Origin of the sequence: Micromonospora sp. AP08 (assembly GCF_008085935.1) — a bacterium.
GTDB lineage: Bacteria > Actinomycetota > Actinomycetes > Mycobacteriales > Micromonosporaceae > Micromonospora > Micromonospora chersina.
On sequence record NZ_VSEZ01000001.1, the window covers coordinates 39,690 to 65,164 of the forward strand.

The following is a 25,475-nucleotide window of genomic DNA, read 5'->3' on the forward strand; positions in this document are numbered from 1 at the left end:
AGTGGGCGCAGGTCCCGACCCTGCTCGCGGGACGGCGTCGCAGCCACGCCGGAGCCCGTCCGAGGACCGGGTGGCACCGCACCGGCGACGCTCGCGCTTCCGGCTGCGGGACTGGCGGATGCGTACCAAGCTCGCCACCGTGCTGGTGCTGCCCTCGGTGGCGTTCCTGGTGCTCGCCGGCGTGCAGACCCGCGGGCTGGTGGGGCAGACCACCGCGCTGAGCGACTTCGCCCAGCAGGTCGGCGTCGGGCGGCAGATCAGCACCGCGGTGGACCGCCTCCAGCAGGAGCGGGACCGCTCCGCCGGTGAGCTGGCCGCGCTGCGCAAGGCCGGCAAGGGCGCCGACCGGGACGCCGCGATCGCCGCGCTCAAGCCGCTCCAGGACGCGTCCGACCGGGCGATGACCGAGCTGCGCGCCGCGGCCGAGCCCCTCGCCGACGCCGACGCCGCCTGGCGGGTGGCCTATTCCGAGGTGCTGGAGGCGTACGACCAGGTCGTCTACATCCGCGCCGCCGTGGCGCCGGCGGTGCTCTCCAGCGACACCGTGCTGAGCAACTACCACCGGGCCATCGCGGCCCTGCTCAAGCTGCTGGCCGAGCCGTCACCCGGCGACGACCAGCGGGCGCTGACCAACGCGGTGCTGCGCTACGTGCAGCTCTCCCGGGTGAAGGAGCTGTCCTCGCGGATCCGCGCCGAGCTGTACGCCGCCGCCCGGGCCGGCCGGTACGAGGTGGACGACCAGGTCTCCCTGACCGACCTGCGGGCCCAGCAGCTCACCGCGCTGGGCGCGTTCCGGGTGGCGGCGACCGCCGACCAGGTCCGCCGCTACGACCAGACCTCGGTGGATCCGGCGTTCGTCTCGGCCGCCCGGTTGGAGGAGCAGACCCTGCCCAGCGGCACCGCCGAGCCGGCGCTGCTGCCGGCGACGCAGTGGTGGGCGGCCAGCGAGCAGCGGCAGGAGCTGCTCCGCCAGCTCGAGAGCGAGGTCCTCGACGACGCCGTACGCCAGGCCGACGACGCCAGCGCCCGGCAGCTGCGGGACACGCTGCTGGTGGTCGGCGGCATCGTCGGCGTGCTCCTGGTGGCCGTGCTGATCTCGCTGCTGGTCGGCCGGTCGGTGGCCCGCTCGATGCGGCTGCTGCGGGGCCAGGCGCTGCGGATCGCGCAGGTGGAGCTGCCGCACACCCTGGACCGGCTGCGCGCGGTCGACCGGCCGCTGGGCGCGATCGACGTGCCGCCGGCGGTGGTCGACTCGCAGGACGAGATCGGCGAGCTGGCCGAGGCGTTCGTGGCGGTGCACCGCAGCGCCGTCGACGTGGCGGTCGAGCAGGCGATGATGCGGCGCAACGTCAACGCCATGTTCGTCAACCTGGCCCGGCGCAGCCAGGTGCTGGTCGAGCGGCAGCTCGAACTCCTCGACGACCTGGAACGCGAGGAGAGCGACCCCGACCAGCTGGAGAACCTGTTCAAGCTGGACCACCTCGCCGCCCGCATGCGCCGCAACGACGAGAGCCTGCTGGTGCTCGCCGGCACCGAGTCGAGCCGGCGGTGGAACCGGCCGGTCGGCCTCGGCGCGGTGCTGCTGGCGGCCAGCGCCGAGATCGAGCAGTACCAGCGGGTGCGCCACGACTCCCGCTCCGACCTGCACGTCGTCGGGCACGCGGTGGGTGACCTGGTGCACCTTTTCGCCGAGCTGCTGGAGAACGCCACCGCCTTCTCCCGGCCGGACACGGTGGTGCTGGTGGTCGCCGGGGCCGAGGGCCCGGGCGCGTACGTGGAGATCATCGACCAGGGGCTGGGAATGAGCCCGGCCGCGCTGGCCGAGGCGAACGCGGTGCTGGCCGAGCCGCCGGCGGCCGACGTGGCCGCCTCGGAGCGGATGGGCCTGTTCGTGGTGAGCCACCTGGGCGCCCGGCACGGGGTGCGGGTGCGGCTGCGGGGCGGCCACGAGGGCCTGGTGGCCCGGGTCGGGATCCCGGCCGAGCTGCTGGCCGCCGCGCCCCCGGCCGCGCTGGACCAGCCGGCCGCGCCGCGGATGCTGACCAGCCAGGTGGCCGCCGCGTCCCGGTTGGCGCCCGACGCCGGCCCGCTCCGTGCGGCGACGGCCGAGCTGCCGGTGGCCGGCCGCCGCCCGCTGGCCGGGCCGGGGGAGCTGCCCGTGTCGCCGTTGACGGGGCTGCCGCTCGGCGTGGCGCCGCCCGCCGCGGAGCCTTCGCTGCCGGGCCGGCCCGCCGCGGCGCCGGAACCGGGTGGGGCGCCCGTGCCGCGGCCGCGCCCGGTGCCGGGCCGGGCCGAGGATGTGCTCGCCCCGGCGGCCGGGTCGCCGGCCGGCGGTGGCTGGTTCAGCCGCCAGGGGCCGTCGTCCGCGGTGCTCGGTGTGACACCAGCGCCCGCCGCGACGCCGGTCACCGGAGGCACCAACGAGCGGGGCCTGCCGGTACGCGTACCGATGGCCCAGCTCACCGCGGTCACCCGGCCGGCCGGACCGAACCGGTCCGCGCGTCACGAGCCGGACCCGGAGGCGGTCGGCGGGATGCTCTCCCGCTACTACAACGGGGTACGGCGGGCGGAGGCCGAGGAGACCACCGAGATCTACCTGCCGCGCGATGAAGGAGGACGACGACAGTGACGACGTTGAGCCAGGAGGCACGGGACCTGAGCTGGCTGGTGAACGCGTTCGCGGAGCGGGTGCCCGGGGTGGCCCACGCCGTGGTGGTCTCGTCCGACGGGCTGCTCGTGGCGATCTCCGCGCACCTGCCCCGCGACCACGCGGACAAGCTGGCCGCGGTGACCTCGGGCCTGATGAGCATCACGGCCGGCGCGGCGCAGATGTTCGACGGCGACGTCGTGAAGCAGACCGTGGTCGAGATGGGCCGGGGCTACTTCCTGGTCATGCAGATCCGGGACGGCTCGATCCTGGCCACGCTGGCCGGCGCCGACGCCGACATCGGCGTGGTCGGCTACGAGATGGCGCGGCTGGCCAAGCAGGCCGGCGAGATGCTCACCCCGGCGCTGCGGGCGGAACTCCAGCAGGCCCTGCCCCGCTGAGGGCGGGTAGGTCAGGCCCGGCCGGCGTCGCGCCGGCCGGGCCGGCCCCTCTTAGAGCCCGTTGCGGCGGATCACGTCGCGGTACCAGTGGGCGCTGCGCTTGAGCACCCGGCGCTGGGTGGGGTAGTCCACGTAGACCAGACCCCAGCGCTGCTCGTACCCCTCGGCCCACTCGAAGTTGTCCAGCAGCGACCAGACGTGGTAGCTCTCCAGCGGCACCCCGTCCCGGATCGCCCGGTGGGCGGCGGCGAAGTGGTCGCGGAGGAAGTCGATCCGCGCGCTGTCGTCGACGGTGCCGTCCGCGGCGAGGGTGTCCGGGCAGGGCAGGCCGTTCTCGGTGATGGTGATCGGCACCCGGCCGTAGTCGCGGGTGACCCGGGTCAGGATGTCGTACATCCCCTCGGGGTAGATCTGCTGCCACTCCGCCTCGGAGGTCGGCCACCGGCGGACCGTGTCGCCCTGGCCGGTGACGTAGATCGGCGTGTAGTACTGCACGGCGAGCAGGTCGACCGGGCTGGAGATGATCTTCAGGTCGCCGTCCCGCACGCCGCGGACCATCCGGCTGTCGGCGCCCAGGTCCGCCAGCACGTCCTCCGGGTACGCGCCCTTGAAGATCGAGTCCAGGTAGAGCCGGTTCTCGTAGCCGTCGTGCAGCCGGGTCGCGGCGGCCGCCTCGGCGGTGTCGTCGGCCGGGTAGCAGGGGTGCAGGTTCAGCGCCGGGCCGATCCGTCCCCCGACACCGGCGGCGCGCAGCGCGCGGACGGCCAGGCCGTGGGCGAGCTGGAGGTGGTGGGCGACCAGGTACGCCGCCGCCGGGTCCTGCCGGCCGGGCGCGTGGTGCCCCCACAGGTAGCCGTTCTGCACCACGGTCTTCGGCTCGTTGACGGTCAGCCAGACCGGCACCCCGTCGCCGAGGGCGCGGAACACCGCGTCGGCGTAGTCGGCGAAGCGCTCGGCGGTGTCCCGGTTCTCCCAGCCGCCGGCGTCTTGGAGGGCCTGGGGGAGGTCCCAGTGGAAGAGGGTGGCCATCGGCGCGATGCCCCGCTCGTGCAGCCCGTCCACGAGCCGGCGGTAGAAGTCCAGGCCGCGCTGGTTGGGCCGGCCGGACCCGTCGGCCTGGATGCGCGGCCAGGAGATGGAGAACCGGTAGCTGCGCAGCCCGAGGTCGCGCATCAGGTCGAGGTCCTGGGCGTACCGGTGGTAGTGGTCGGCCGCGACGTCGCCGGTGTCGCCGTTGCGGGTGCGGCCGGGGGTGTGGCTGAAGGTGTCCCAGACGGATTCGCCCCGCCCGTCCTCCTTGGCCGCCCCCTCGATCTGGTAGGCCGAGGTGGCCGCGCCCCAGCCGAAGTCGGGCGGGAAACGCAGCGTGCCGTCGGGGTCGGCGTCGTCGTCGGGATCGGGCGTGCCGTCGCAGCCGGCGACGGCGGTGGCGGACGCGACGGTCCCGGCCGCGGCGGCGCCGACCAGCCCGGTCCGGGCCGCGCCGGCGGCGGTCGCGGAGAGGGCGGCACGGCGGAGCAGGCGCCGTCTGGTGAGTAGCGACATGGGCGTTCTCCTCGGAGTGACTGGCCGCCCTGGGGGCCGGGAGCGCTCCCAGCATAGGCCAGGCGCGGCCGGCCGCGTCCCGAGGGCGGGCCGCGGCAGGGGCGCGGCCCGGCCGTCGGGCGGCCGGAGATGTGGGTGGGCGGGGTGTCGCTCGGGGGCGGGGGCGAGCGGCGAGGGTGGGGCAGATAGCGAAGGAGGCCGTCCGGGCGGCGCCTCGCGCCTGTCCCGTCGGCCTCTTTTCCCGTCGACAACGGGGGTTTAGTGTGGGGACGGGGGAGGGCAACCCCCGTCCCCACCTGTGATGCACACACGCACGAGTGGAATTGGCGTCCGGTCGTGCGTGTCGCGCGGGAGCCGGGCCACGCGAGTGGCTCTGGTTCCACCTCCCTCCATGTCGGTGGGTGTTGGCTGACGGCGGCGTCCGGGCTGGCCCGCCGTCAGCCGAGGGGCTGGCGCGCCGGGCACACGGGGTCCCCGGCGATCTTGTACCTGCATCTCCGTCGATGGAAGCGCTCCCATCGGCGATGCTTGCGACTGTAACGCCCGTCACCGGTTTGTGAAACCCCCTGAATGAGATCGAAACATTCGCGTGCGTGTCTGCCCTGGCCGTTGTGGTGGGAGCGCTTCCATGGCACACTCTCAACCGCGAAGCGGAGCCAGCTCGCGTGAGTGCGGGCCGCCGAGGGCACCCGGTGACACCGGTGCGGCGCCCCGATCCCCCCGGCACGGCCGGGTCGACCACCTTTCCGGGCGCCTCCGTCCCCCCGCGTACGTCCTCGTCGACGCGTGGAGGCGCCCCGCCGGGGCTCCGCGTCCCGGCCCGGTCCGAGGAGACACCGCGCACATGAGACTCATGGCCAGACGTCGCCGGACGGCGATGCTCGCCGCCACCGCCCTCGCCATCGGCGGGGTGGCCCTGCCGGCGGGCGCCGCGCAGGCCCCCCCCGCCTGCGACGTGACCTACGCGACGAACGACTGGGGCACGGGCTTCACCGCCAACGTGACCATCAAGAACCTGGGCGACGCGCTCACCAGTTGGACGCTGAAGTTCGCCTTCCCGAACAGCACCCAGAAGCTGACCCAGGGCTGGTCGGCCAGGTGGAGCCAGTCCGGCAGCGAGGTGACCGCCACCAACGAGTCGTGGAACGGCAGCCTCGGCACGGGCGCCTCCACCACCATCGGCTTCAACGGCGCCTACTCGGGCAGCAACCCGAAGCCGACCGCGTTCACCCTCAACGGCGTCACCTGCAACGGCACCCCGGCCAACCAGCCGCCGACGGTCTCGCTCGGGGTGCCGTCCGGGCCCTTCGAGGCGCCGGCCGACGTGCCGCTGACGGCCACCGCCAGCGACCCGGACGGCACCATCAGCAAGGTCGAGTTCTACCGCAACGGCCTGCTCGTCAACACCGACACCAGCGCCCCCTACGGCTACACCCTCGAGGACCTGCCGGCCGGCAGCTACACCGTGCAGGCCAAGGCGTACGACAACGCCAACGGCATCGGGGTGGCCGAGAAGTCGTTCACCGTCAACCCGGCCTCCGGCCCGGTGCTGGTGGCCACCCCGTCGGCCGTGAGCGTCAACGAGGGCGGCGCCTCGTCGGTGAAGTTCACCCTGAGCGCCGCCCCCACCGCCAACGTCCCGGTGACCCTCGCCGTCGCCGGGGACAGCGACGTGACCGTGTCGCCCTCGACGCTGACCCTGACCCCGAGCAACTGGAACACCGGGGTCAGCGCCACCGTCGCGGCCGCGGAGGACGCCGACACCACCGGCGGCACCGCCACGATCACCGCCTCGGCGACCGGCTTCGCCCCCGTCGTGGTCACCGCCACGGAGATCGACAACGACACCCCGGGCGGGGACAACGCGTACATCAAGAAGTTCCTCGACCAGTACGGCAAGATCAAGAACTCGGGCTACTTCAGCCCCGAGGGCGTGCCGTACCACTCCGTCGAGACGCTCATCGTCGAGGCGCCCGACCACGGCCACGAGACCACCTCGGAGGCGTTCAGCTTCTGGCTCTGGCTGGAGGCGCAGTACGGCCGGGTCACCCAGAACTGGGCCCCGTTCAACAACGCATGGACGGTGATGGAGAAGTACATCATCCCGTCGCACGCCGACCAGCCCACCGCCGGCGCCCCGGGCACCCCCCAGTACGCCGCCGAGCACAACCTGCCCAGCCAGTACCCGTCGGCCCTCGAGCCGAACGTCCCGGTCGGCCAGGACCCGCTGCGCTCCGAACTCCAGTCCACGTACGGCACCGGCGACATCTACGGCATGCACTGGCTGCTCGACGTCGACAACACCTACGGCTACGGCCGCTGCGGCGACGGCACCACCCGCCCCGCCTACATCAACACCTTCCAGCGCGGCACCCAGGAGTCGGTCTGGGAGACCGTGCCGCAGCCGTCCTGCGACACCTTCAAGCACGGCGGCCAGTACGGCTACCTCGACCTGTTCGTCAAGGAGTCGGCCGCCCCGGCCAAGCAGTGGAAGTACACCAACGCCCCGGACGCCGACGCCCGCGCCGTGCAGGCCGCGTACTGGGCGCTGACCTGGGCCAAGGCGCAGGGCAAGGAGGCTGACGTCGCGGCCACCGTGGCGAAGGCCGCCAAGATGGGCGACTACCTGCGCTACGCGCTGTTCGACAAGTACTTCAAGAAGATCGGCAACTGCGTCGGCGCGTCCGCCTGCCCGGCCGGCAGCGGCCGCGACTCCGCGCACTACCTGCTCTCCTGGTACTACGCCTGGGGTGGCGCGTACGACACGTCGCAGAACTGGTCGTGGCGGATCGGCTCCAGCCACAACCACTTCGGCTACCAGAACCCGCTCGCGGCCTGGGCGCTGACCAACGTGCCGGAGCTCAAGCCCAAGTCGGCGACCGCGACCGCGGACTGGCAGAAGAGCTTCGACCGGCAGTTGGAGTTCTACACCTGGCTCCAGTCCGCCGAGGGCGGCATCGCGGGCGGCGCCACCAACAGCTGGGACGGCAGCTACGCCCAGCCGCCGGCCGGCACCGCCACCTTCTACGGCATGTTCTACGACGTCGACCCGGTCTACAACGACCCGCCGTCGAACCAGTGGTTCGGCATGCAGGCGTGGTCGATGCAGCGGATCGCCGAGCTGTACCTCCAGACCGGCAACGCCAAGGCCAAGGCGCTGCTGGACAAGTGGGTGCCGTGGGCCATCGCCAACACCACGGTGGGCGCCAACTGGTCGATCCCCTCGGACATGAAGTGGACCGGCCAGCCCGCCAACTGGAACCCGACGAGCCCGCAGCCCAACACCAACCTGCACGTCGAGGTGACGGTGAAGGGCCAAGACGTCGGCGTCGCCGCCGCCTACGCCCGGACCCTCATCGCGTACGCGGCCAAGTCCGGCAACGCCGCGGCCAAGACCACGGCCAAGGGCCTGCTGGACGCGCTGTCGGCCGCCGCCGACGCCAAGGGCGTCTCGATGCCGGAGAAGCGCGGCGACTACAAGCGCTTCGACGACGTCTACAACGCGGCCGACGGCCAGGGCCTCTACATCCCCTCGGGCTGGACCGGGAAGATGCCCAACGGCGACGCCATCGCCGCCGGCAAGAGCTTCCTGGACATCCGCTCGTTCTACAAGAACGACCCGGACTGGCCGAAGGTGCAGGCGTACCTCAACGGCGGCGCCGAGCCGGTCTTCAACTACCACCGGTTCTGGGCCCAGGCCGACGTCGCCATGGCGTACTCCGACTACGGCACCTACTTCCCGGCGGGCTGAGCTGACCACTCCGTCGCGGGCGGGCCCCGCCCGCCCGCGACGGAGGCCGACCCGGGCCGAAGGGGGAACGCAGCGGCCCGGTCGGCGGGCGGCCTGACACCCCACAGTCAGGCCGGGTGGGCCGGCCGTCCGGCCGACGCAGCGGACGGACCGGCCCACCCAACCGCCCGGAGACGAACTTGCCGCGAAAAAGCCCGCGAAAATCGGCGCTCCACGGGATCACGTGAGAGCCGGCGACGGAGTAACGTAATTCACCGGAGAGGCCGCTCCCCCCGTGGCGGCCTCTCTTTTAATTTGCCCGCACGTCTACTGTGCCGGCACGTCGTCCCGATCGGACAGCACGACCGGGTGCCGCAGCCCCGGGTGACCCGCCGGCAGCGACCGCCGGATCACCAGCCAGCTCACCGCCAGCGCCGCGGCCACCAGCGGCCAGGTCAGCGCCACCCGCGCCACCACCAGCGCGACCACCTGCCCGCCGAGCCACAGCGGGACGAACACCGCCAGCCGCAGCAGGTAGGTCGCCACCCAGACCCAACTGCCCCGCCCGTACGCCCGCAGCAGCGCCGGGTCGCGTCGCCACCGGCTCCGCTGGCCGAGCACCGCGCCGACCAGCACGCCCAGCAGCGGCCACCGCACCGCGATGCTCACCATCCAGGCCAGCCCGCTCGCCGCGTTCGAGACCAGCTGCACCAGGAAGAAGTCCGTGGCCCGCCCGGTCCGCAGCGCGATGAGCGCGGCCACGCAGACGGCGAGCAGCCCGATCAGCACCGAGCGCGGCCGGTCCCCGCGCCGCCACCGCCAGCCCGCCACCGCCGTGCCGGCCAGCACCGCGGCGACCACCCCGCCCCACAGTCCGGCGGCCAGCCAGCCGACGGCGAACGCCACCGGTGGCACCGTGGCGTCGACCGCGCCCCGCCGGCCACCGAGGAGGTCGGCCAGCGACTCCGGCCGGTCCCCGGCCGGCCGTTCCGGCTCCGGCATGCTGGTCACGCGCACCCCCTCCCGTCGCGTCCCCAACCTACGCCGACGGCCGCGCAGCTCCGACGAGCGCCGAACCCGGCCGACCGTTAAGTTGTGCGGGTGCGCGAGACGGCAAGGGGTTGGACGGCGGTCTGGTTGGTCGTACTGGCCCTGGCCCAGGCAGCCGCGTTCCTGGTGGTGTGGCGCTTCGCCGTGCACACCCAGCTCGGCCAGTGGCTCGACACCGTGGCGCTGAGCGGCAACCGGATCGGCCAGGACCGCATCGACGGCCCGGTGGACCGCATCCTCAACGCGATGTCGGTGGTGTCGCTGCTGGTCGCCACCGCCGTGATCGGCTTCATCGCACTGATCCGTGGCCGCAAGGCGCTCGCCGTCACCGCCACCCTGCTCATCGCCGGCGCCAACGTCAGCACCCAACTGCTCAAGCGCTACCTGGACCGCCCCGACTTCGGCATCGACCCGGAACGGGCCGCCGCCGGCAACAGCCTGCCCAGCGGGCACACCGCCGTGGCGGCCTCCGTGGCGGTCGCGCTGATCCTGGTGCTGCCACCGAAGCTGCGGGTGGCCGGCGCGTTCATCGGCGCCGGCTACGCGGCCGCCGCCGGGGTGGCCACCCTCTCCGCCGGCTGGCACCGGCCCAGCGACGCCGTCGCCGCGTTCCTCGTGGTCGGCGCCTGGGCGGCGGTCGCCGGCCTGGTGCTCCTGTTCTTCCAGCGGGAACAGGCCGTGGTCTCCCCGGCGGACGCGCACCGCGTCGCCGCCGCCGTGCTCGGCGGCGTCGGCGCCCTCGCCCTGGTCGTCTCCGCGCTCGCCCTCTCCTGGCTGGTCGACCGCTCCACCATCCCCGTCGAGGAACTCACCCGCCGTCCGCTCTTCATCGGGTACGCGGGCAGCGCGGCCGGCATCGCCGGCACGATCGCCGTCGTGGCCGCGCTCGTGCTCGCCGTGGTGCACCGCCTGGTGCCCCGCTGGAAGGGCTGACCGGCCGGGATCGCCGGCCGGCCGCCCCGGAGCGGGTCAGCGGTAGAAGGTGCCCACCATCGTCCCGCTGGCGATCTCCTTGTCGGTGAGCGCGCGGTGCACGTCGGGGGCCTGCGGCGCCTCCGGCAGCGCCAGCGGGCGTTCCAGTGCGTACAGGCGGAAGAAGTACCGGTGCGGGTCCTCGTGGCGAGGCGGGTGCGGGCCGCCCCAGCCGGTCGTGCCGAAGCTGTTGGGCCACTCCCGGCCGCCCTCCGGGACGCCGCCCTCGGCGACCCCGCCGGAATCCGGCGAGATGTTGGTCACCAGCCAGTGCAGGAAAGGAGTCTTCCCCGCGTCCGGGTCCTCCACGATGAGGACCAGCTCCTCCGTGCCGTCCGGGGCCCCGGACCACTCCAACGGGGGCGAGACGTTGCCGCCCTCCTGGGAGAAACGCCCGGGAAGCAGGTCGTGGTCGTTGAACGCGGTGCTGCGGAGCATGATGCCGGCCATCGTTCGGCGCCTCCTCTCCTCGGTCCACCGGCGCGTACCCGGCCGGTGGGCGGCGAAACGGCAGCTGGCAGGGTGGACCACCGAGGTACGGACCGGACGGGGGAGGACGGATGGAGCAGGTACGCGCGGCGTTCCGCGACGAGTGCGCACGGCTGGAGCAGGTGCTGCGGGATCTCGACGAGGCGGACCTGGACCGGCCCACGCTCTGCCCGCCGTGGGCCGTGCGGGACCTGCTGGCGCACGTGCGCACGGGCGCCGGGCGGCTGGTCGGCATGCTCGCCGCGCCGGCCCCCGAGCGCGCCGAGGTGGACGCGGCCGGCTACTTCGGGGCGGCCAAGTTCGCGCCCGACGTGGACCGGGACCGGATCGACGGCGCCCGGCGGGAGGCGCGGGGGCTGCCCGGCGTACCCGAGGTGGCCGACGGCTTCGCGCGGGCCTGGCGGGCCGCCGACGCCGCGGTGGCCGCCGCGCAGCCGGGGCGGCTGGTCCGCACCCGGCACGGCGACGCGATGGCGCTGACGGAGTTCCTGCGTACCCGGGTGGTGGAGGTCGCGGTGCACGGCCTGGACCTGGCCGACGCGCTGGACCGGCGGCCCTGGCTGAGCCCGACCGCGGCGACCGTGGTGGCCGACCTGCTCGCCCGCGGGCCGGTGCCCGACGGGCTCGGCTGGGACGCGCTGACCCTGGTGCGCAAGGCCACCGGCCGGGTGCCGGTGACCGACGCGGAGCGGGCGGTGCTGGACCGGACCGGCTTCCGCTGGCTGTCCTTCGGCGGCTGAGTGGCGGCGGTCAGCCGCCGGCGGCCGCCGCCGTGGTGCGGCGCAGGTGGTCCAGGACGACCGGGTCGATCCGGCCGGGGACGATGCGCTCCTCCAGGTTCTCGACGCCGGCCCAGGCGTCGAGCGCCTCCTCCAGCCCGGCGGCGCCGACCGGGTGGCCGGCGGCGGCCAGCAGCGCCGCCACCTCGTCGGCGACCGGGCCGGTGAGGTCGAGCAGGGTGGCCGGGTCGGGCTTGCCGAAGAGCAGGGTGTGGATGTCGAGCAGCCGGCCCAGTTCGCCGACCGGGTCGTGGTGGTCGTCGACCCGCAGGTCGACCAGTTCGTCGCCGGTGCCGGCGTAGCCGCCGTGGCGCTGCACGACGAACAGGGCGGCGCTCTGCCGGCCCCGCCGGTCGCCGCCGGCCCGGTCGCCGGCGGCGAGGGCGGCCAGCAGCCGCTGCGGGAAGGGCAGGTCCGCCGCGCCGAGCCAGGCGTCCCGGAGCGCGTCGATGACCTCCGGGCCGGCCAGGATGTTGCCCTGTGCGGCCCACCCGTCGCCGGACTGGCCGCCCGCCCACGGGTGGCAGCGCGGCCCGGTCCAGGTGGCGCCGTCGCCGCGCGCGCCCACCACGCCGAGCTGCCGGTCGTCGCGGCCCGGGTCGGCGGCGATGAGGCCGGCCACCACGCCCGCCGCGGGGACCCCGGTGCGCAGCATCGCCAGCCCCTGCGACCGGTACGCCAGGTTGGCGTGGGCCTGGCTGGCGAGCGCGCCGACCTCGGCCTCGGCGGCCGGAACGAGGGCCCCGGCGGCGAGGAACTTGCTGGCCACGGCGACGCCGTGCAGGAGGCCGTCCGCGGAGCGGGCGATGATCGAGTAGGTCACCCGGGGATGGTAGCGCCGGGGTTGGGGCGTCGGCGGTCCGCACAAGGCGCGGTCAGTACGGCGGGGCGGCCTCCTCCAGCGGGCGGCCCCAGGCGCGGCGGGCGTCGGCCACCGCCACCCCGAGTAGCACCAGCGGGGTGGCGATCGCTGCGGCCAGCGGCGTGGCGATGGCTGCGGTCAGCGGCACCACGGGCTTGAGCAGGGGCATGAGCAGCGCCAGGACGAGGACGGCCACCCAGCGCGACGGGGACACCCGGCCGAACACCTCGTACTCGAAGCGGGCCCGGCCGAGCAGGAAGACCGCCGGACCGCCGAGGATCATGGCGACCCAGCCAGCCTGGTTGTGGCCGGTCGGGTGCTCGTTGACCAGCTCGTAGCCGATCGCGGTGGCCACCACGCCGACCACCATGATGAGGTGGGTGTCGGCGGCGGAGCGGCCGATGGTGGCCGGGTGCGCTGCCCGGGTCACCGCCTCGCCCAGGATCCGCCCGGCCCGCTGCACGTAGATCCGCCAGAACAGCACCGAGGTGAGCAGCGCGGCGGCGAAGGCGACGGTGCGGGCGGCGCCGGTCGGCTTCTGGCTGTAGGCCAGCCCGGCAATCAGGATCGTCTCGCCGAGCGCGACGAGGAAGATCTGCTGGTAGCGCTCGGCCAGATGTTCGCCATGGATGTCCCACCGGGAGACGGTCGACCGGCCCAACCCGGGCACCGGCCAGCCGAACCGGGACGCCAGATACTCCAGCAGGAGCGCGAGCGCCCACAGCGTCACCCGTGAGTCGGTGGGCAGCACCGCGCCGGTCAGCCAGAGCACCCCCGTCGCGCTGAAGGTGATCAGCATGCGCAGCTTCAGCCGGCGGTACTGCATCCGGCGCAGCACCATCAGCAGGATCGCGGGCCGGCTCACCTGCACCACCACGTACGCGGCCGCGAAGGCCAGCCCGGTGCTGCTGAAGGCACGGAGTGTCGCGACAGCCATCACCATGCTGCCCATCAGCGCGATGAGCACTATCGTCTGGAGCCAGATGTGGTACGGGTCGTAGCGGCTGGTGGTCCAGGCGGTGCCCTGCCAGACCGCCCACAGCGCGAGGAACAGCAGCAGCGTCTTGCCGCCTCCGGTGACCGCCGTCCAGGCGGTCTTCCCCCCTTCGAGCGCCAGGTCCTCGAAGGCGCGGGCGGAGATCCGGGTCAGCGCGAAGACGAACACCAGGTCGAAGAAGAGCTCCACGAACGTCGCCCGGTTCGGCCCCTCTGTGGGGCGGAGGGCGGCCGGTTCGGAAGTCTTCACCGCGACCTCCCGCCCTTGGCCCACCCCATCTGGCGTTCGTAACACCCTTTCCGCGCCGGGTGCTGCCGATCGGGCATATCGCCTCCAGGTGGCAACGCCAGCTCGGCGCGTCCCACGCCGCAACCGCGACCTGGAGCCACCGGCCGGGATCTTGCTCGCGACCATGGCGAACGGGCACGATCGACCGGTGACGAATCGATGGGGCATGACGGTGCCGCTGGCCGGCGTCACCCTCGCCGACCACGCCGCGGTCTACGCGGCCCTCGACCGGGCCGGCTTCACCGACGTCTGGTCGTCGGAGGTCGCCGGGACCGACGCGTTCACGCCGCTGGCGCTCGCCGCCGCCTGGCAACCGCGGCTGCGGCTGGGCACCGCGATCGCCCCGGTGTTCACCCGGGGGCCCGGGCTGCTGGCGATGAGCGCCGCCGCCCTCGCCGAGGCCGCGCCGGGCCGCTTCGCGCTGGGCATCGGCGCCTCCTCGCCGGTGCTCGTCCGGGACTGGAACGCGCTGCCCTTCGACGAGCCGTTCCGGCGGACCCGGGACGTGCTGCGCTTCCTGCGGGCCGCGCTGCGCGGCGAGACGGTCGACGAGGTGTACGACACCTTCACCGTCCGGCGGTTCACGCTGGAACGCCCGCCGGCCGTGCCGCCGCCGGTGCTGCTGGCCGCGCTGCGCCCCGGCATGCTGCGGCTCGCCGCCGCCGAGGCCGACGGGGTCATCCTGAACTGGCTGGCCGCCGAGGACGTGCCGACCGCCCTGGCCGAGTTGGGCGAGCGTCGCCCCGGCTTCGAAGTCGTCGCCCGGATCTTCGTGTGCCCCACCGAGGACGCCGCGTACGCCCGGGCGCTCGGCCGCCGGCTGATCACCGGCTACCTGACCGTGCCGGCGTACGCGGCCTTCCACCGCTGGCTGGGGCGCCACGAAAGCCTCGGTCCCATGTGGGAGGCGTGGGCCGCCGGCGACCGGCGGGGCGCCTCGGCGGCGGTGCCGGACGAGGTGGTCGACGCGCTGGTCCTGCACGGCTCGCCCGAGGAGTGCGTCGCCGGGGTCCGCCGCTACGGCGACCGCGGCGTGGACGTGCCCGTGCTGGCGCTGCTGCCCACCCCCGAACTGACCGCCGGCGGCGCGGCGGCCCTGGCCGGGCTGATCCCACGGCTCGGCGTGACCGGCGGAGAGGCGGGCTGACATGAACCTGACCGACCGGGTGGCCGTGATCACCGGCGGGGCGGGCGGCATCGGCGCCGCGCTCGGCCGCCGGTTCGCCGCCGAGGGCGCCGCCGCCGTCGTCCTGGCCGACCTGGACGCCGACGCCGCGCGCGCGGTCGCCGAGGGCATCGGCCCGGTGGCGCACGGCGTCGGGCTCGACGTCACCGACGAGGCGCAGGTGCGGGCGCTCGTCGACGAGACCGAGCGCCGGTACGGCCGGATCGACCTGTTCTGCGCCAACGCCGGGGTGGCCACCGGCGGGGGAGTGGAGGCGCCCGACGCCGACTGGGAACGCGCCTGGCGGGTCAACGTGCTGGGGCACGTGCACAGCGCCCGGGCCGTGCTGCCGGCGATGCTCCGCCGCGGCCAGGGGTACCTGCTGTTCACCTGCTCGGCGGCGGGCGTGCTCACCGCGGTGGGCGACGCCCCGTACACCGCCACGAAGCACGCGGCGGTCGGCCTCGCCGAGTGGCTCGCCATCACCTACCGGGACGACGGCATCCGGGTCAGCGCGCTCTGCCCGCAGGGCGTGGACACTCCGATGCTCGCCGGTGGCCTGGCCGAGGGGCACCTGGGCGCCCGGGTGATCGCCGCCTCCGGCGCGGTGCTCACCCCCGAGCAGGTCGCCGACGCCACCATCGCCGGGCTGGCCGAGGAGCGGTTCCTCATCCTGCCGCACCCGGAGGTCGCCGGCTACGCCCGCCGCCGCGCCGAGGACCCCGACGGCTGGCAGGCCGGCCTGCGCAAACTCGTCCGCAAGCTGCGCGCCGCGGATCAGTAGGAGCGTTCGTCCGACAAATTCGCTACCCGGCGGCCGGAGCGCGGTGATACACAACCGAGGTGCAAAACACGTTGGAGTTCCCTGAGGTCCTGCGGCTGATCGAAGACCGCTCGGCCGCGTTCCGCGCCGCGATCGCGTCGGCCCCCGACCTTGACGTCCAGGTCCCGACCTGCCCGGACTGGACGCTGCGCGAACTGGCGCAGCACTTCGGCGACGGCCGCCGCCGTCAGGCCGCCATCATCGCGGCGGGCCCGGGCGCTGAGCCCCCGGCGAGGACGGACCCGAAGGGCGCTCCGACCGCGCCCCGCGACCGCGAAGCCCTGGACGCGTGGCTCGCCGAGTCGACCGGGCTCATGCTCGACGCGATGCGCGAGGCCGGCCCGGACCGCGGCTGCTGGACCTGGTGGGGCCGCTCGCAGGCCCCGGAGACCAGCGGAGCCGTGGCACGGCACCAGATCCAGGAGATCGCCGTCCACACCTACGACGTGCAGCTCACCCAGGGGGCCGCACAGCCGCTGCCGACGGACGTCGCGGTCGAGGGCGTCGACGAGTTCCTGACGACCGTCGCGGCGACGACCGTCCCTTGGCCGTTCAAGCCGGCGACCATCGACCTGCACGCGACCGAGGGCCGCTCCTGGCGCCTGACCCTCAACGCCGACGGCGTCCGCTGCGACGACCTCGCCGCCGACGCGGAGCCGGGCGACCTGGCGATGCGAGGCGCAGCGAGCGAACTGGTCCTCTACTTCTACGATCGCCTCCCGCTCGACGGCCTGGAGAACACCGGCGACACCGAGCCGATGGAGCAGCTCGCAGACTGGGACCCGAACGCGTAAAACGCGCACCGCCGCCAACCCGGTAGACGTTCCCGGTCAGAGCGCCAGGCGTCCCGCGTCAGCAGGACGCCCACGCCGCTTCCGTGACGGTGTCGGGTGGGGTCAGCGGCGCCAGCGCAGCGGGCCGGGGTGGACGGTCCACAGGAGGCGACGCCAGCCGGGGCGGGCGGCGCGCAGCGCCGCCACGTAGCCGGTGGCGAGCGCAGCTGCCCGCTCGGCCTGGGCCGGGGTGGCCGTGCCGGGGGCGAAGGCGACCTGGTTCAGCAGGCCGGCCAGCTCGTCCACCGGGCCGCCGGGCCGGCCGGCGACCGGCTCCGCGCCGGGGCTGCGCACCGGGCGCGGGGCCGGTACCTGCGCCGGCGGGGCGGGTGCTGGCGCCGGGGCGGGTGTCGGCGGCGGGGTGGCCTGCGCCTCGGCGAGGGCGCGGCGGGCCCGCTCGGCGACCTCCGCGGCGGACAGGTCCGCCCCCACGGGGTGGCCGGCCAGCCGCAGCGCGTCGGTCAGTTCCCGCCAGGCGCCGGCGATCCGGCGCCCCGGGTCACCCTGCGCCAGCCGGGCCCGGGTCAGGTTCCGGCGCAACGCGGCCAGGACCAGCAGCAGCCCTCCGGCCAGCAGCACCAGGCCGCCGACGCCCCCGCCGACCAGCACCGGCGTGCCCGGTCCGCCCGGCCCGCCCCCCACGTCGGGGCCGGCCGCGGCCGGCGGGGTAGCGGTGGGTTCGACGGTCGGTGCGGGCACCTCGGACGGGGGCGGGTCCTCCGGCTTCGGCCGGAAGTCCTCCTCCACCGGGCGCGGCTGCTCGTCCGGGCGCGGCATCGGGTCGAACGGCACCCAGCCGACGCCCTCGAACAGCACCTCCGGCCAGGCGTACGCGTCCGCCGCGCGGACCGGGCCGTCCGCCTTCGGCTCGAAGCCGACCACCACCCGGGTGGGCAGGCCGGCCAGCCGGCCCAGCACCGCGAACGACGCCGCGAACTGCTCGGAGGTGCCCCGCTGCCCGCCGCCGTTGCGCGGTCCGAAGAGGAAGAACGCCAGGTTCGGGTACGCGTGCCCGCTCGGCGCGTCCGCGGTCACCCGGTAGTGCTCGGCCAGGAAGTCGGCGATCGCGGTGGCCCGGGCGTACGGGGCGCCGTTCTCCTCGGCGAGCTGGGTGGCCAGCCGGCGCAGCTGCTCCGGCGCACCGTCGGCGACCCGCAGGACCCGGGCCACCGCGTCACCGGCCGGCACGTTCGCCGTGCTGATCAGGTTCATGTCGGGGCGTTCCCGGACCGAGGCGACCGTGTACCGCAGCCCCGGCGCCAGCCCCTCCGGCCGGATCAGCGTCCCGGTCGCCGGGTCGTACGCGACCCGCGCGCCGGTCACCTCGCCCGGGGTCGGCACGGCGGGCAGCAGCTTTCCGGTCAGGTCGGCCACGGTGATCTCCTGGCGCACCGGGTCCGTGGTGGCGCCCGGCGCCGGCTCGCCGGCCGGAAGGATCCGTCCCGCGTTGCGGTACGTCGCGCCCACCCGCCAGGTCACCCCGTCGTAGTCACTGAGCACCGCCAGCCGGATCCGCGGCGGACCCGCGTCCGCCGCGCCCGCCTCGGTCCGCACGTCGAGCAGCTTCTGGTCCGGGTTCAGCGCCCACCCGGAGATCCGGATCAGCGGGTTCTCGTCCAGCGACTCCACCTGCGGCGGCTCGACGTAGCGGCGCGGGTCGACCGGGCGGGCGTCGACCTGGCCGGCCACCACCGGGGCGAGCAGGGCCGCGACCGCCACCACGACCGCCACCCCGGCCGCGCTCGCCGCGAGCAGCCGCAGCCGCACCGCCGCGCGGACCGCCGGCGCCAGGCCGGCGACCGGGTCGGCGCCGGCCGGGCCGGCCCGCCCGGCGGGCACCGCCAGCCCGACGGCGGCGACCGCCGCGAACACCACCGTCGGCCCGACCGCCGGGCCCGCGTTTGGCCCGACCACGTAGAGCGCGCCGGCGTAGAGCAGCACCGGCGGCAGGTAGCCGAGCAGCACCCGGCCGGCCCGCAGCGCCACCTCGGCGGCGGCCAGCCCGGTCAGCCAGGCCGCCACCACCGGAACCAGCACGGTGTCCGGGGCCGGCTCCACCGGGATCATCGCGGTGAGCAGCCGGGGGATCGCGTTGCGGGCGGCGTCCGCCGCCACCTCGCCGAGGCCGCCCGGCAGCGCCGCGTGGCTGGCCGCCAGCCGCAGCGACAGCAGCGTCCAGCCGGCCAGCGCGGCCACCGACAGCGGCGCCACCAGCCACGACGGCAGCCGCCGGGCCGCCACGCTGACCAGCACCGAGCCGACCGCCGCGCCCGCCGTTAGGCGGGTCAGCAGCGGGTCCGCGTACACCCGGCCGAGCACCACGCCGGCCAGGGCGATCATGACGATCAGCGCGAGCGGCACCGGCACGGCCCGCAGCACCCGCGAAGGGACGCCACCGGGTCCGCCGTCCGGCCCGGCCGGCGCGTCGACCGCCGGGCGCGGCGGGGCCGCGGTCACCACCGGCGGATCCCGTCCCACTCGGCGGCGAACTCGGCGCCGTCGGCCGCGTCCACCACGACCAGGTCCGCCACGCCGGCCGCCGTGGGCTCGGGCGCGCCGAACATCCCCACCACCACCGAGGGGTACGCGCCGCGCAGCGCGCCGACGTGCCCGAGGTCGCCGCGGGCGCCAGGCCCGGTGAGGAAGACCAGCGTGTCGCCGAGCCGGTCCTGCCGCAGCCGGGTCAGCGCGGCTCGCAGCACGTCCTCCCCACCGTCGGCCAGGTCCGCCGCGGCGAGCCGGTCCAAGGGCCCGACCGCGTCGGCCGGCTCCTCGGGGGCGGGCGCGACGAGCAGCAGGCTCACCGGCAGGTCCTCCCGGATCGCGGCGGCGACCACCGACGCCGCCGCCTCGCAGCCCGACTCGAACGACTCGGCCACCCCGGCGTCCCGGTCCGGGTGGGCGGCCGCCCGGTTGTCCAGCACCACCACGAGCCGGGGCAGGCTGGTGTCCACGTTCTCCCGCACCATCAGCTCGCCCACGCGGGCGCTGGTCCGCCAGTGCACCCGGCGCAACTCGTCACCCACCACGTACTCGCGCAGCGAGTCGAAGGTGATCGAGCCGTGCGGCACGCTGTCGACCCGCCCGTCCAGGCTCCGTCCGGCGCCGGTCGGCACGGCCGACAGTGGATGGATGCGCGGGTGCACCCACACCGGCACCGTGTCCCCGTACGAGCGCGCCAGCGCCACCAGGCCGAGCGGGTCGCGCCGGGTCACCCGCAGCGGACCGACGGGCACCACGCCCCGGCGCCGGGTCGGCACCGGGTAGCGCACCTCGGTGTCCCGGCCGGGGCGCAGCCGCAGCACCGGCACCGGCACCAGCCGTCCGCCGCAGCGGTCCTCGGCCAGCAGGTTCGCCGCCCGCAGCCGGCCCGTGTTGCGCACCGTCAGCACCATGGCCGCCGGCTCACCCCGCGCCACCCGGTCCGGGTCGGCCAGCCGCTCCACCGCCAGCCGGGGGCGCCAGGCCGCGGTGACCAGGGCGTACCCGACCGCGACGCCGGCCGCCGCGCCGAGCACGGTCAGCTCCGGGTACGCGTACCGGAAGCCGACGCCGAGCAGCACGACGGCGGCCACGAGCAGCCCGACGCCCCGGGCGGTGATCCCCACCGGTCAGCCGTGGACCGGGGCGGGCTGGCCCGACGGCAGCGGCACCGGCACCGAGGCGACCGCCTGGCGCAGCACGTCGGCCGCGGTCACCCCGCGCACCTGCGCGTCCGGGGTGAGCAGTAGCCGGTGCGCGAAGACCGGCTCGACCAGCGTCTTCAGGTCCTCCGGCATGATCCAGCCCCGCCCGTCGATCAGCGCGTACGCGCACGCCGCCCGGGTCAGCGCGATCACGCCCCGGGGGCTGACCCCGACCCGCACCTGCGGGTGGGTGCGGGTCGCCGCGGCCAGCCGCACCGCGTACGCGTAGAGCGGCTCGGCGATGTGCACCCGCCGGGCCATCTTCACCATCTCGCCGACGGTGGCGGTGTCGGTGACCGCGGTGAGCGAGTCGGGGGAGCGCAGGGTGGCGCCCCGCAGCACCTCCACCTCGACCGCCTCGTCCGGGTAGCCGACGGACAGCTTCACCAGGAACCGGTCGAGCTGGGCCTCGGGCAGCCGGTAGGTGCCGTCCATCTCCACCGGGTTCTGGGTGGCCACCACGAGGAACGGCTGCGGCACCGGGTGGCGTACGCCGTCCACGGTGACCGTGCGCTCCTCCATCACCTCCAGCAGCGCCGACTGGGTCTTCGGCGAGGCCCGGTTGATCTCGTCGGCGATCACGATGTTCGCGAAGACCGGCCCCGGGTGGAACTCGAAGCCCCGGCTGGCCTGGTTGAAGATGGTCACCCCGGACACGTCCGAGGGGAGCAGGTCCGGGGTGAACTGGATGCGCCGCCACTGCCCCTTGACCGTCGCCGCGATCGCCCGGGCCAGGGTCGTCTTGCCCACCCCCGGCACGTCCTCCAGCAGGACGTGGCCCTGGGCGAACAGGGCGGTCAGCGCCAGCCGGACCACCTGCGGCTTGCCCAGCACGACCGCGTTGACGTTCTCGGCCAGCCGGGCGGCCAGGGCGGCGAAGCCCTGCACCTCCGGCTGGGTGAGCGGTTCGTGGGTGTTCACGGGCGCGGGTGCTCCTCGGTGCGGCGCGGTCAGCAGGTGGGCAGGAGGTTGAGGTTGTCGCCGCCCTCCAGGTTCAGCCAGGCCCACGGGATGTAGGTCTTGCCCTTGTAGTCGACCTGGACCCACCAGGTGCTGCGCTTGTCGTTGTTGTAGATGTAGGCGTAGACCTCTTCGCCCTGCTTCTTGCAGAAGGTTCGCAGGCGCGTGCCGTCCGGCACCCAGCCGGCCTGGCGGCTGTCCACCTGCTGGGTGATCTCGAAGATCTCGTTGCCGTTGCGGCCGGCGCGGTCGGAGTTGCAGTAGGTGGCCTCCGCGCCGGAGGAGCCGTTCTTGCACGTGGCCACGCCGTACACCGGGTCGGTCGACTGCGCCCGGGTCGCGCTGCCGTTGCCCGCCGCGTTGGTCGCGGTCACCGTCACCGTGTACGCCGTGCCCGGCGTCAGGCCGGTCACCCGCAGGCTGGAGCAGCTGCCGCTGGCGGTCTTGCCGCCCGTGGCGGCCGAGCAGGTGGCCCGGCCGCCGCCCGCGTCCACGGTGAACGTCACCGTCACCGAGGTGGCGTCGGCCGACGAACCGGTCACCGTGACCCGGGGCGCGGCCACCGTGCGCGCGGTGGTGCTGGCCTCCGCGCCCGGACCGGCCTCGTTGACGGCCTTCACCTTCACCGTGACGTTCTGCCCGTCGCCGAGCCCACCGATCGTGGCCTGCACGTCGGTCACCTCGGTGGTCTTGCCGGCGGCCTCCACCAGGTACTTCGTCACCGGGCGGCCGTTGTCCACGGCCGGCGCCCACTGCACCGCGATGGTGCCGGGCTGGTCGGCCACCGTGGACGCACGCAGCTCGGTCGGCGCCTTAGGAACGGTGAACGGCGCCACCGTGTTGCTCACCGGCGACGCCTTCGACCCGGCGCCCTTGTCGCTCACCGCGATCACCGTGAAGGCGTACTGCGTGCCGTACTCCAGCTGGCCGGCCGGGATGACCAGCTCGGTCTTCGGCGACTCGCCGGCCGGGGCGGTCGCGCCCGCCGAGCTGGCCGTCACCGCGTACTTCGTGACGGTGTTGCCCTGGCCGTTGGCCGCCGGCCACTTCACCAGCACCGTGCCGTCCGGCCGGGCCTCCGCGGTCACACTGGCCGGCGGGTCCGGCACGGCGGCGGTCGGCGTCACCGGGTTGCTCTTCCGCGCCGGCCCGTCGCCCTTGGCGTTCACCGCGTGCACCGCGAACGTGTACGTCTCACCGTTGGTCAGACCGGTGATCTCCAGGGCACGCTGGTTCGCGCCCACCTCGTGGCGCTGGCCGGCGCCCTCCACCACGTACCGGGTGATCTCGGCGCCGTTGGACGCGGCCGCCTGCCAGCTCACCCGCGCCGACGCGTTCCCCGCGGCGGCGGTCACCGCGCGCGGCGCGCCCGGCTTGCCCACCTTCGGCTTCTTCGGCGGAGGCGGCGGCGGGGCAACCGGCGGCGGGTCGCCGCCGAGCACGTCGTTGGCGTACTTGTTGACCTCGCGCACCTGGTTCCGGTCGTCCACGACCTGGGCGGTGGAGGAGTTCGGCGGGTTGATGAACAGGTGGTTCTCGCGGACCTCCAGCTCCATCGGGCCCGGCCGGCCGGAGCCCTTGATGGTGTCGACGAGCTGCCCGTTCGCGTCGAACGAGTAGACCGTGCCGGTGTTCTCGTCGGCGCAGTAGAACCGGCCCGCCCAGGCCACCGCCGGGCTCAGCCGCTCACCCGCACCCGGCACCGTGAACCGCTGCACCTCGTCGCTGTCGCGGACCACGTGCACCTTCCGCTCACCGGCCACCGTGACCGGCACCTGCGGACCGCTGGTGCGCGCCGGCAGGCTCCCCGGAGCGGTCGTCGTCAGGTCGGCCCGCAGCGTCCGGCCGGCCCGCACCGTGACCAGCGAGGCGGAGGTGCGGTCGAGCACCGCCACCCCCTCGTCCAGCGTGGACACCACCAACTCGTGTGCGGGCTCCGCGACCTCGTACGTCTCCACCCGCTTCGGGCTGAGCCCGGCCGGTGGAGCGGCGCCCGGCGTGGCGGGCAGCTCGGCAGCCGTGACCGCCGAGACGGTGCCCTCGCTCGGCACCGCGACCCACAGCTTGCCGGCGCCGTCGAACGCCCCGCCGGTGATCCCCGGCGGGTAACGCACCGGCTCGCCCACCGGGGTCAGCGACCGCGGGTCGAGCTGCCGGACGATGCCCTGCACCGCGTCCACGACGAACGCCGCGTCCTCGTGCAGCGCGACGCTCACCCCGAGGCCCGGCGCGGTCGGCGTGGTGGCGGTGATCTGGAGGGTGGCCAGGTCCAGCGTGCTGACCTGACCGGTGTTCAGGTCGCGCAGGATCAGCAGCCGGTCGGTCTGGGCGACCTGCATCTGGTGCCGCCGCCCGCCGGGCACCTCCATCCGGGTGTCCACCCGGGCGGTGACCCCGTTGACCCGGGCCAGCTCGCTGCGGCTGGTGCTCCACAACCAGGAGGAGGCGTCGAAGTTGGCCACCGCGTTGTCGGCGGCGCCCAGCCCGAGCACGGTCAACCCCATGGCGGCCAGCAGCGCGGCCACGGTGCCGATGGTCACCAGCCCGCCTCGCATCCGGGACCGGGGGCGGGCCGTCTCCGGCCCGGTGCTCGTGACGTCCTCAATGGTGGTCACTGGCGGCTGCCTTCCCGCGTCGGTGGGGGAGGGCGGCGCGCGCGGTCGACCCTCCCCAGAGCCGGGAGCCATCATAGGGGCCGGCCGGTGCCGGTCAAACCCGCACCGTCCCCCTGTGGACACCGAGCGTGTCGCCGGTGGCCGGTCAGTTGGGCGTCGTCCCGCCCTCCCGGTCGGTGCACACCTGGCCCGAGGTGGCGTAGGTGTCCGTCGAGTAGACGGCCAGCACCGTGAAGCAGTAGTCCAGCTTCGGACTCAACCCGTTCACGGTGTAGCGGGTCTGTCCCGCGTCCACCGTGGCCATCACGCCCAGCTTCTGCCCGGCCCGCCCGCCGGCCACCACGAACGGCACCCCGCCGCCCGTCGGGTCGGTCCAGGTGACCGTGATCGTGGTGGTGTTGTCCTGCAACTGCAGGTCACCCGGCGGCGGACCGCTCACCTTCGGCTTCGCCGCGGTCGGCGTCGGCCCGGGCGGCGGCGCCGGGTCCCGGTTGAGCAGCACGGCGCCCACGCCGACGGCGGCCGCCACCGCGACCACCGCGGCACCGGCGACCACGGCCACCACCGTCCGGTTGCGGCCGCGCGGCTCCGGCTCCTCCACCACCGGGTACGCGGCCGGCTGGTGGAACGCCGGCGGCACCGCCGGCCAGGCCCCCTGACCCGGGTACGGCTCCGGGTCCGGCTGCTTCGACTCCGGGAACTCCAGCAACCCCTCGTAGACCGGCAGCGGCCGGCCCGCCTCGTCCTCGGCCTCCGGGACCGGGTCCGGTTCCGCCGCCACGGGTGCGTCCACCACCGGCTCGGGACGCGGGTCGGCGGGCCGGTCGAGCGGCTGCGGCGGGGCCGCGCTGCTCCACGGCGGTGCGGTCATCCCCCAGGGGGGCACGGGCGAGGCGCTGACGGGCGCCGCCGCGGGCGGCCCGCTGACCGGCGGCGGGTAGCCGGTCGTCGGCGGCCCACTCACCGGGTAGCCGGGCGGACCACTGACCGGATGAGCGGGCGGGGTGCTGACGGGATGGCCGGGCGGGCCGCTGACGGGCTGGTCGGGCAGCGGGGGAGCGGCAGGCGGTGGGCCGCTGAACGGAGGGTCGACGCCCGGTGGGCTGGCGAAGGGCGCGCCCATGCCCGGTCCGGCGGAGACCGGCGGACCGCTGACTGGCGGAGGCAGAAAGGGCGCACCGTTGTCCGGTTGCGGAGGCAGGGCCGGCCCACTGGCGGCCGGGGACGGGTGGCCCGCGCCGTCACCCTGGTGCGACGGAAACGCCGGGCCACTGGCGGGCGGGCTGCTGACCGGCGGCGGGAGGGGTGCCCCGCTGGTGGTGGTCAACGGACCACTGATGGGCGGGGGCGGTAGGAGCGCGCCGTGACCCTGCGGTGGGGGGAACACCGGCCCAGTGGCGGGCGGCCCGCTGGCGGGTGGGGCGCTGATAGGCGGGGCGCTGACGGGCGGTCCGCTGACGGGTGACGCGCTGACGCGCGGTCCGGGCACTGGAGGTGCACTGACGGGCGGCGCGCTCACCGGTGAGTTGCCCGTGGGGGGCGCGCTCGTGGGCGGGCTGCTCACCTGAGCGGTCGCGTCGCCGGGGGACGACGAGGCGGCGATCCGCTCTGCTTCCTCCCGGAGCAGCGGGCC

General features: G+C 75.1%; 18 protein-coding genes. 8 read left to right on the forward strand and 10 right to left on the reverse strand.

The features are described 5' to 3' along the window. Positions 1–118 precede the first annotated feature (118 nt). Positions 119–2,629 (forward strand): nitrate- and nitrite sensing domain-containing protein, encoded by a 2,511-nt coding sequence (locus FXF50_RS00180; protein ID WP_255509807.1) that lies wholly within the window; start codon positions 119–121, stop codon positions 2,627–2,629. A gap of 5 nt (positions 2,630–2,634) precedes the next feature. Further along, positions 2,635–3,048 carry a roadblock/LC7 domain-containing protein gene (locus FXF50_RS00185; RefSeq protein ID WP_196806755.1) on the forward strand — a complete coding sequence of 138 codons (414 nt, stop codon included), beginning with the start codon at positions 2,635–2,637 and terminating at the stop codon, positions 3,046–3,048. A 51-nt stretch (positions 3,049–3,099) separates the two neighbouring features. On the opposite strand, the gene FXF50_RS00190 is transcribed toward FXF50_RS00185, so the two are convergent. Then, complete coding sequence (locus tag FXF50_RS00190) at positions 3,100–4,593, reverse strand: GH1 family beta-glucosidase (RefSeq protein ID WP_148425157.1); 1,494 nt, start codon at positions 4,591–4,593, stop codon at positions 3,100–3,102. 853 nt (positions 4,594–5,446) lie between these two features. Between FXF50_RS00190 and FXF50_RS00195 the strand changes: the two genes are divergently transcribed. Then, complete coding sequence (locus FXF50_RS00195) at positions 5,447–8,344, forward strand: glycoside hydrolase family 48 protein (RefSeq protein WP_187399443.1); 2,898 nt, start codon at positions 5,447–5,449, stop codon at positions 8,342–8,344. A gap of 306 nt (positions 8,345–8,650) precedes the next feature. Here the strand turns inward: FXF50_RS00195 and FXF50_RS00200 are convergent, their stop codons facing one another. Further along, positions 8,651–9,325, reverse strand: a complete 675-nt coding sequence (locus FXF50_RS00200) for a DUF3159 domain-containing protein (protein WP_148425659.1) — start codon at positions 9,323–9,325, stop codon at positions 8,651–8,653. A 93-nt stretch (positions 9,326–9,418) separates the two neighbouring features. Here FXF50_RS00200 and FXF50_RS00205 point away from each other — a divergent pair, with 93 nt between their 5' ends. Then, positions 9,419–10,306, forward strand: coding sequence for a phosphatase PAP2 family protein (locus tag FXF50_RS00205; protein WP_187399444.1), 888 nt, complete (start codon positions 9,419–9,421; stop codon positions 10,304–10,306). Positions 10,307–10,342: 36 nt separating this feature from the next. Here FXF50_RS00205 and FXF50_RS00210 read toward each other — a convergent pair whose 3' ends face one another. Further along, entirely contained in the window at positions 10,343–10,795 is a 453-nt protein-coding gene (locus FXF50_RS00210; RefSeq protein ID WP_148425160.1) for a YbhB/YbcL family Raf kinase inhibitor-like protein, read from the reverse strand. Positions 10,796–10,905: 110 nt separating this feature from the next. Here FXF50_RS00210 and FXF50_RS00215 point away from each other — a divergent pair, with 110 nt between their 5' ends. Continuing rightward, positions 10,906–11,574 (forward strand): maleylpyruvate isomerase N-terminal domain-containing protein, encoded by a 669-nt coding sequence (locus FXF50_RS00215; RefSeq protein WP_148425161.1) that lies wholly within the window; start codon positions 10,906–10,908, stop codon positions 11,572–11,574. A gap of 10 nt (positions 11,575–11,584) precedes the next feature. Here FXF50_RS00215 and FXF50_RS00220 read toward each other — a convergent pair whose 3' ends face one another. Further along, positions 11,585–12,436 carry a DUF1028 domain-containing protein gene (locus FXF50_RS00220; RefSeq protein WP_148425162.1) on the reverse strand — a complete coding sequence of 284 codons (852 nt, stop codon included), beginning with the start codon at positions 12,434–12,436 and terminating at the stop codon, positions 11,585–11,587. Positions 12,437–12,488: 52 nt separating this feature from the next. Beyond that, positions 12,489–13,721 (reverse strand): low temperature requirement protein A, encoded by a 1,233-nt coding sequence (locus tag FXF50_RS00225; protein WP_148425163.1) that lies wholly within the window; start codon positions 13,719–13,721, stop codon positions 12,489–12,491. 205 nt (positions 13,722–13,926) lie between these two features. Between FXF50_RS00225 and FXF50_RS00230 the strand changes: the two genes are divergently transcribed. From FXF50_RS00230 to FXF50_RS00240, 3 genes are read left to right on the forward strand one after another with little or no spacing between them, the layout of a single operon-like run. Beyond that, the gene (locus tag FXF50_RS00230; protein WP_148425660.1) at positions 13,927–14,907 is read left to right on the forward strand and encodes an LLM class F420-dependent oxidoreductase; all 981 of its coding nucleotides are present in this window, start codon (positions 13,927–13,929) and stop codon (positions 14,905–14,907) included. Between the two features lies 1 nt (position 14,908). Next, positions 14,909–15,709 carry an SDR family oxidoreductase gene (locus FXF50_RS00235; RefSeq protein ID WP_148425164.1) on the forward strand — a complete coding sequence of 267 codons (801 nt, stop codon included), beginning with the start codon at positions 14,909–14,911 and terminating at the stop codon, positions 15,707–15,709. Positions 15,710–15,768: 59 nt separating this feature from the next. Beyond that, complete coding sequence (locus tag FXF50_RS00240) at positions 15,769–16,542, forward strand: maleylpyruvate isomerase N-terminal domain-containing protein (RefSeq protein WP_148425165.1); 774 nt, start codon at positions 15,769–15,771, stop codon at positions 16,540–16,542. A 102-nt stretch (positions 16,543–16,644) separates the two neighbouring features. Here the strand turns inward: FXF50_RS00240 and FXF50_RS00245 are convergent, their stop codons facing one another. From FXF50_RS00245 to FXF50_RS30175, 5 genes are all read right to left on the reverse strand, one after another. Next, positions 16,645–19,059: a DUF3488 and transglutaminase-like domain-containing protein gene (locus tag FXF50_RS00245; protein WP_370464066.1), complete on the reverse strand. Its 2,415-nt coding sequence runs from the start codon at positions 19,057–19,059 to the stop codon at positions 16,645–16,647. Beyond that, entirely contained in the window at positions 19,035–20,189 is a 1,155-nt protein-coding gene (locus FXF50_RS00250; protein WP_148425166.1) for a DUF58 domain-containing protein, read from the reverse strand. Before FXF50_RS00250 ends, FXF50_RS00245 begins: the two co-directional genes overlap by 25 nt. 3 nt (positions 20,190–20,192) lie before the next feature. Beyond that, a complete protein-coding gene (locus FXF50_RS00255) occupies positions 20,193–21,188 on the reverse strand; it encodes a MoxR family ATPase (protein ID WP_148425167.1) in 996 nt (331 codons plus the stop codon). Positions 21,189–21,217: 29 nt separating this feature from the next. After that, positions 21,218–23,782 (reverse strand): fibronectin type III domain-containing protein, encoded by a 2,565-nt coding sequence (locus tag FXF50_RS00260; RefSeq protein ID WP_255509859.1) that lies wholly within the window; start codon positions 23,780–23,782, stop codon positions 21,218–21,220. 205 nt (positions 23,783–23,987) lie between these two features. Further along, positions 23,988–24,713: a fibronectin type III domain-containing protein gene (locus FXF50_RS30175; RefSeq protein ID WP_148425662.1), complete on the reverse strand. Its 726-nt coding sequence runs from the start codon at positions 24,711–24,713 to the stop codon at positions 23,988–23,990. Positions 24,714–25,475: the final 762 nt, after the last annotated feature.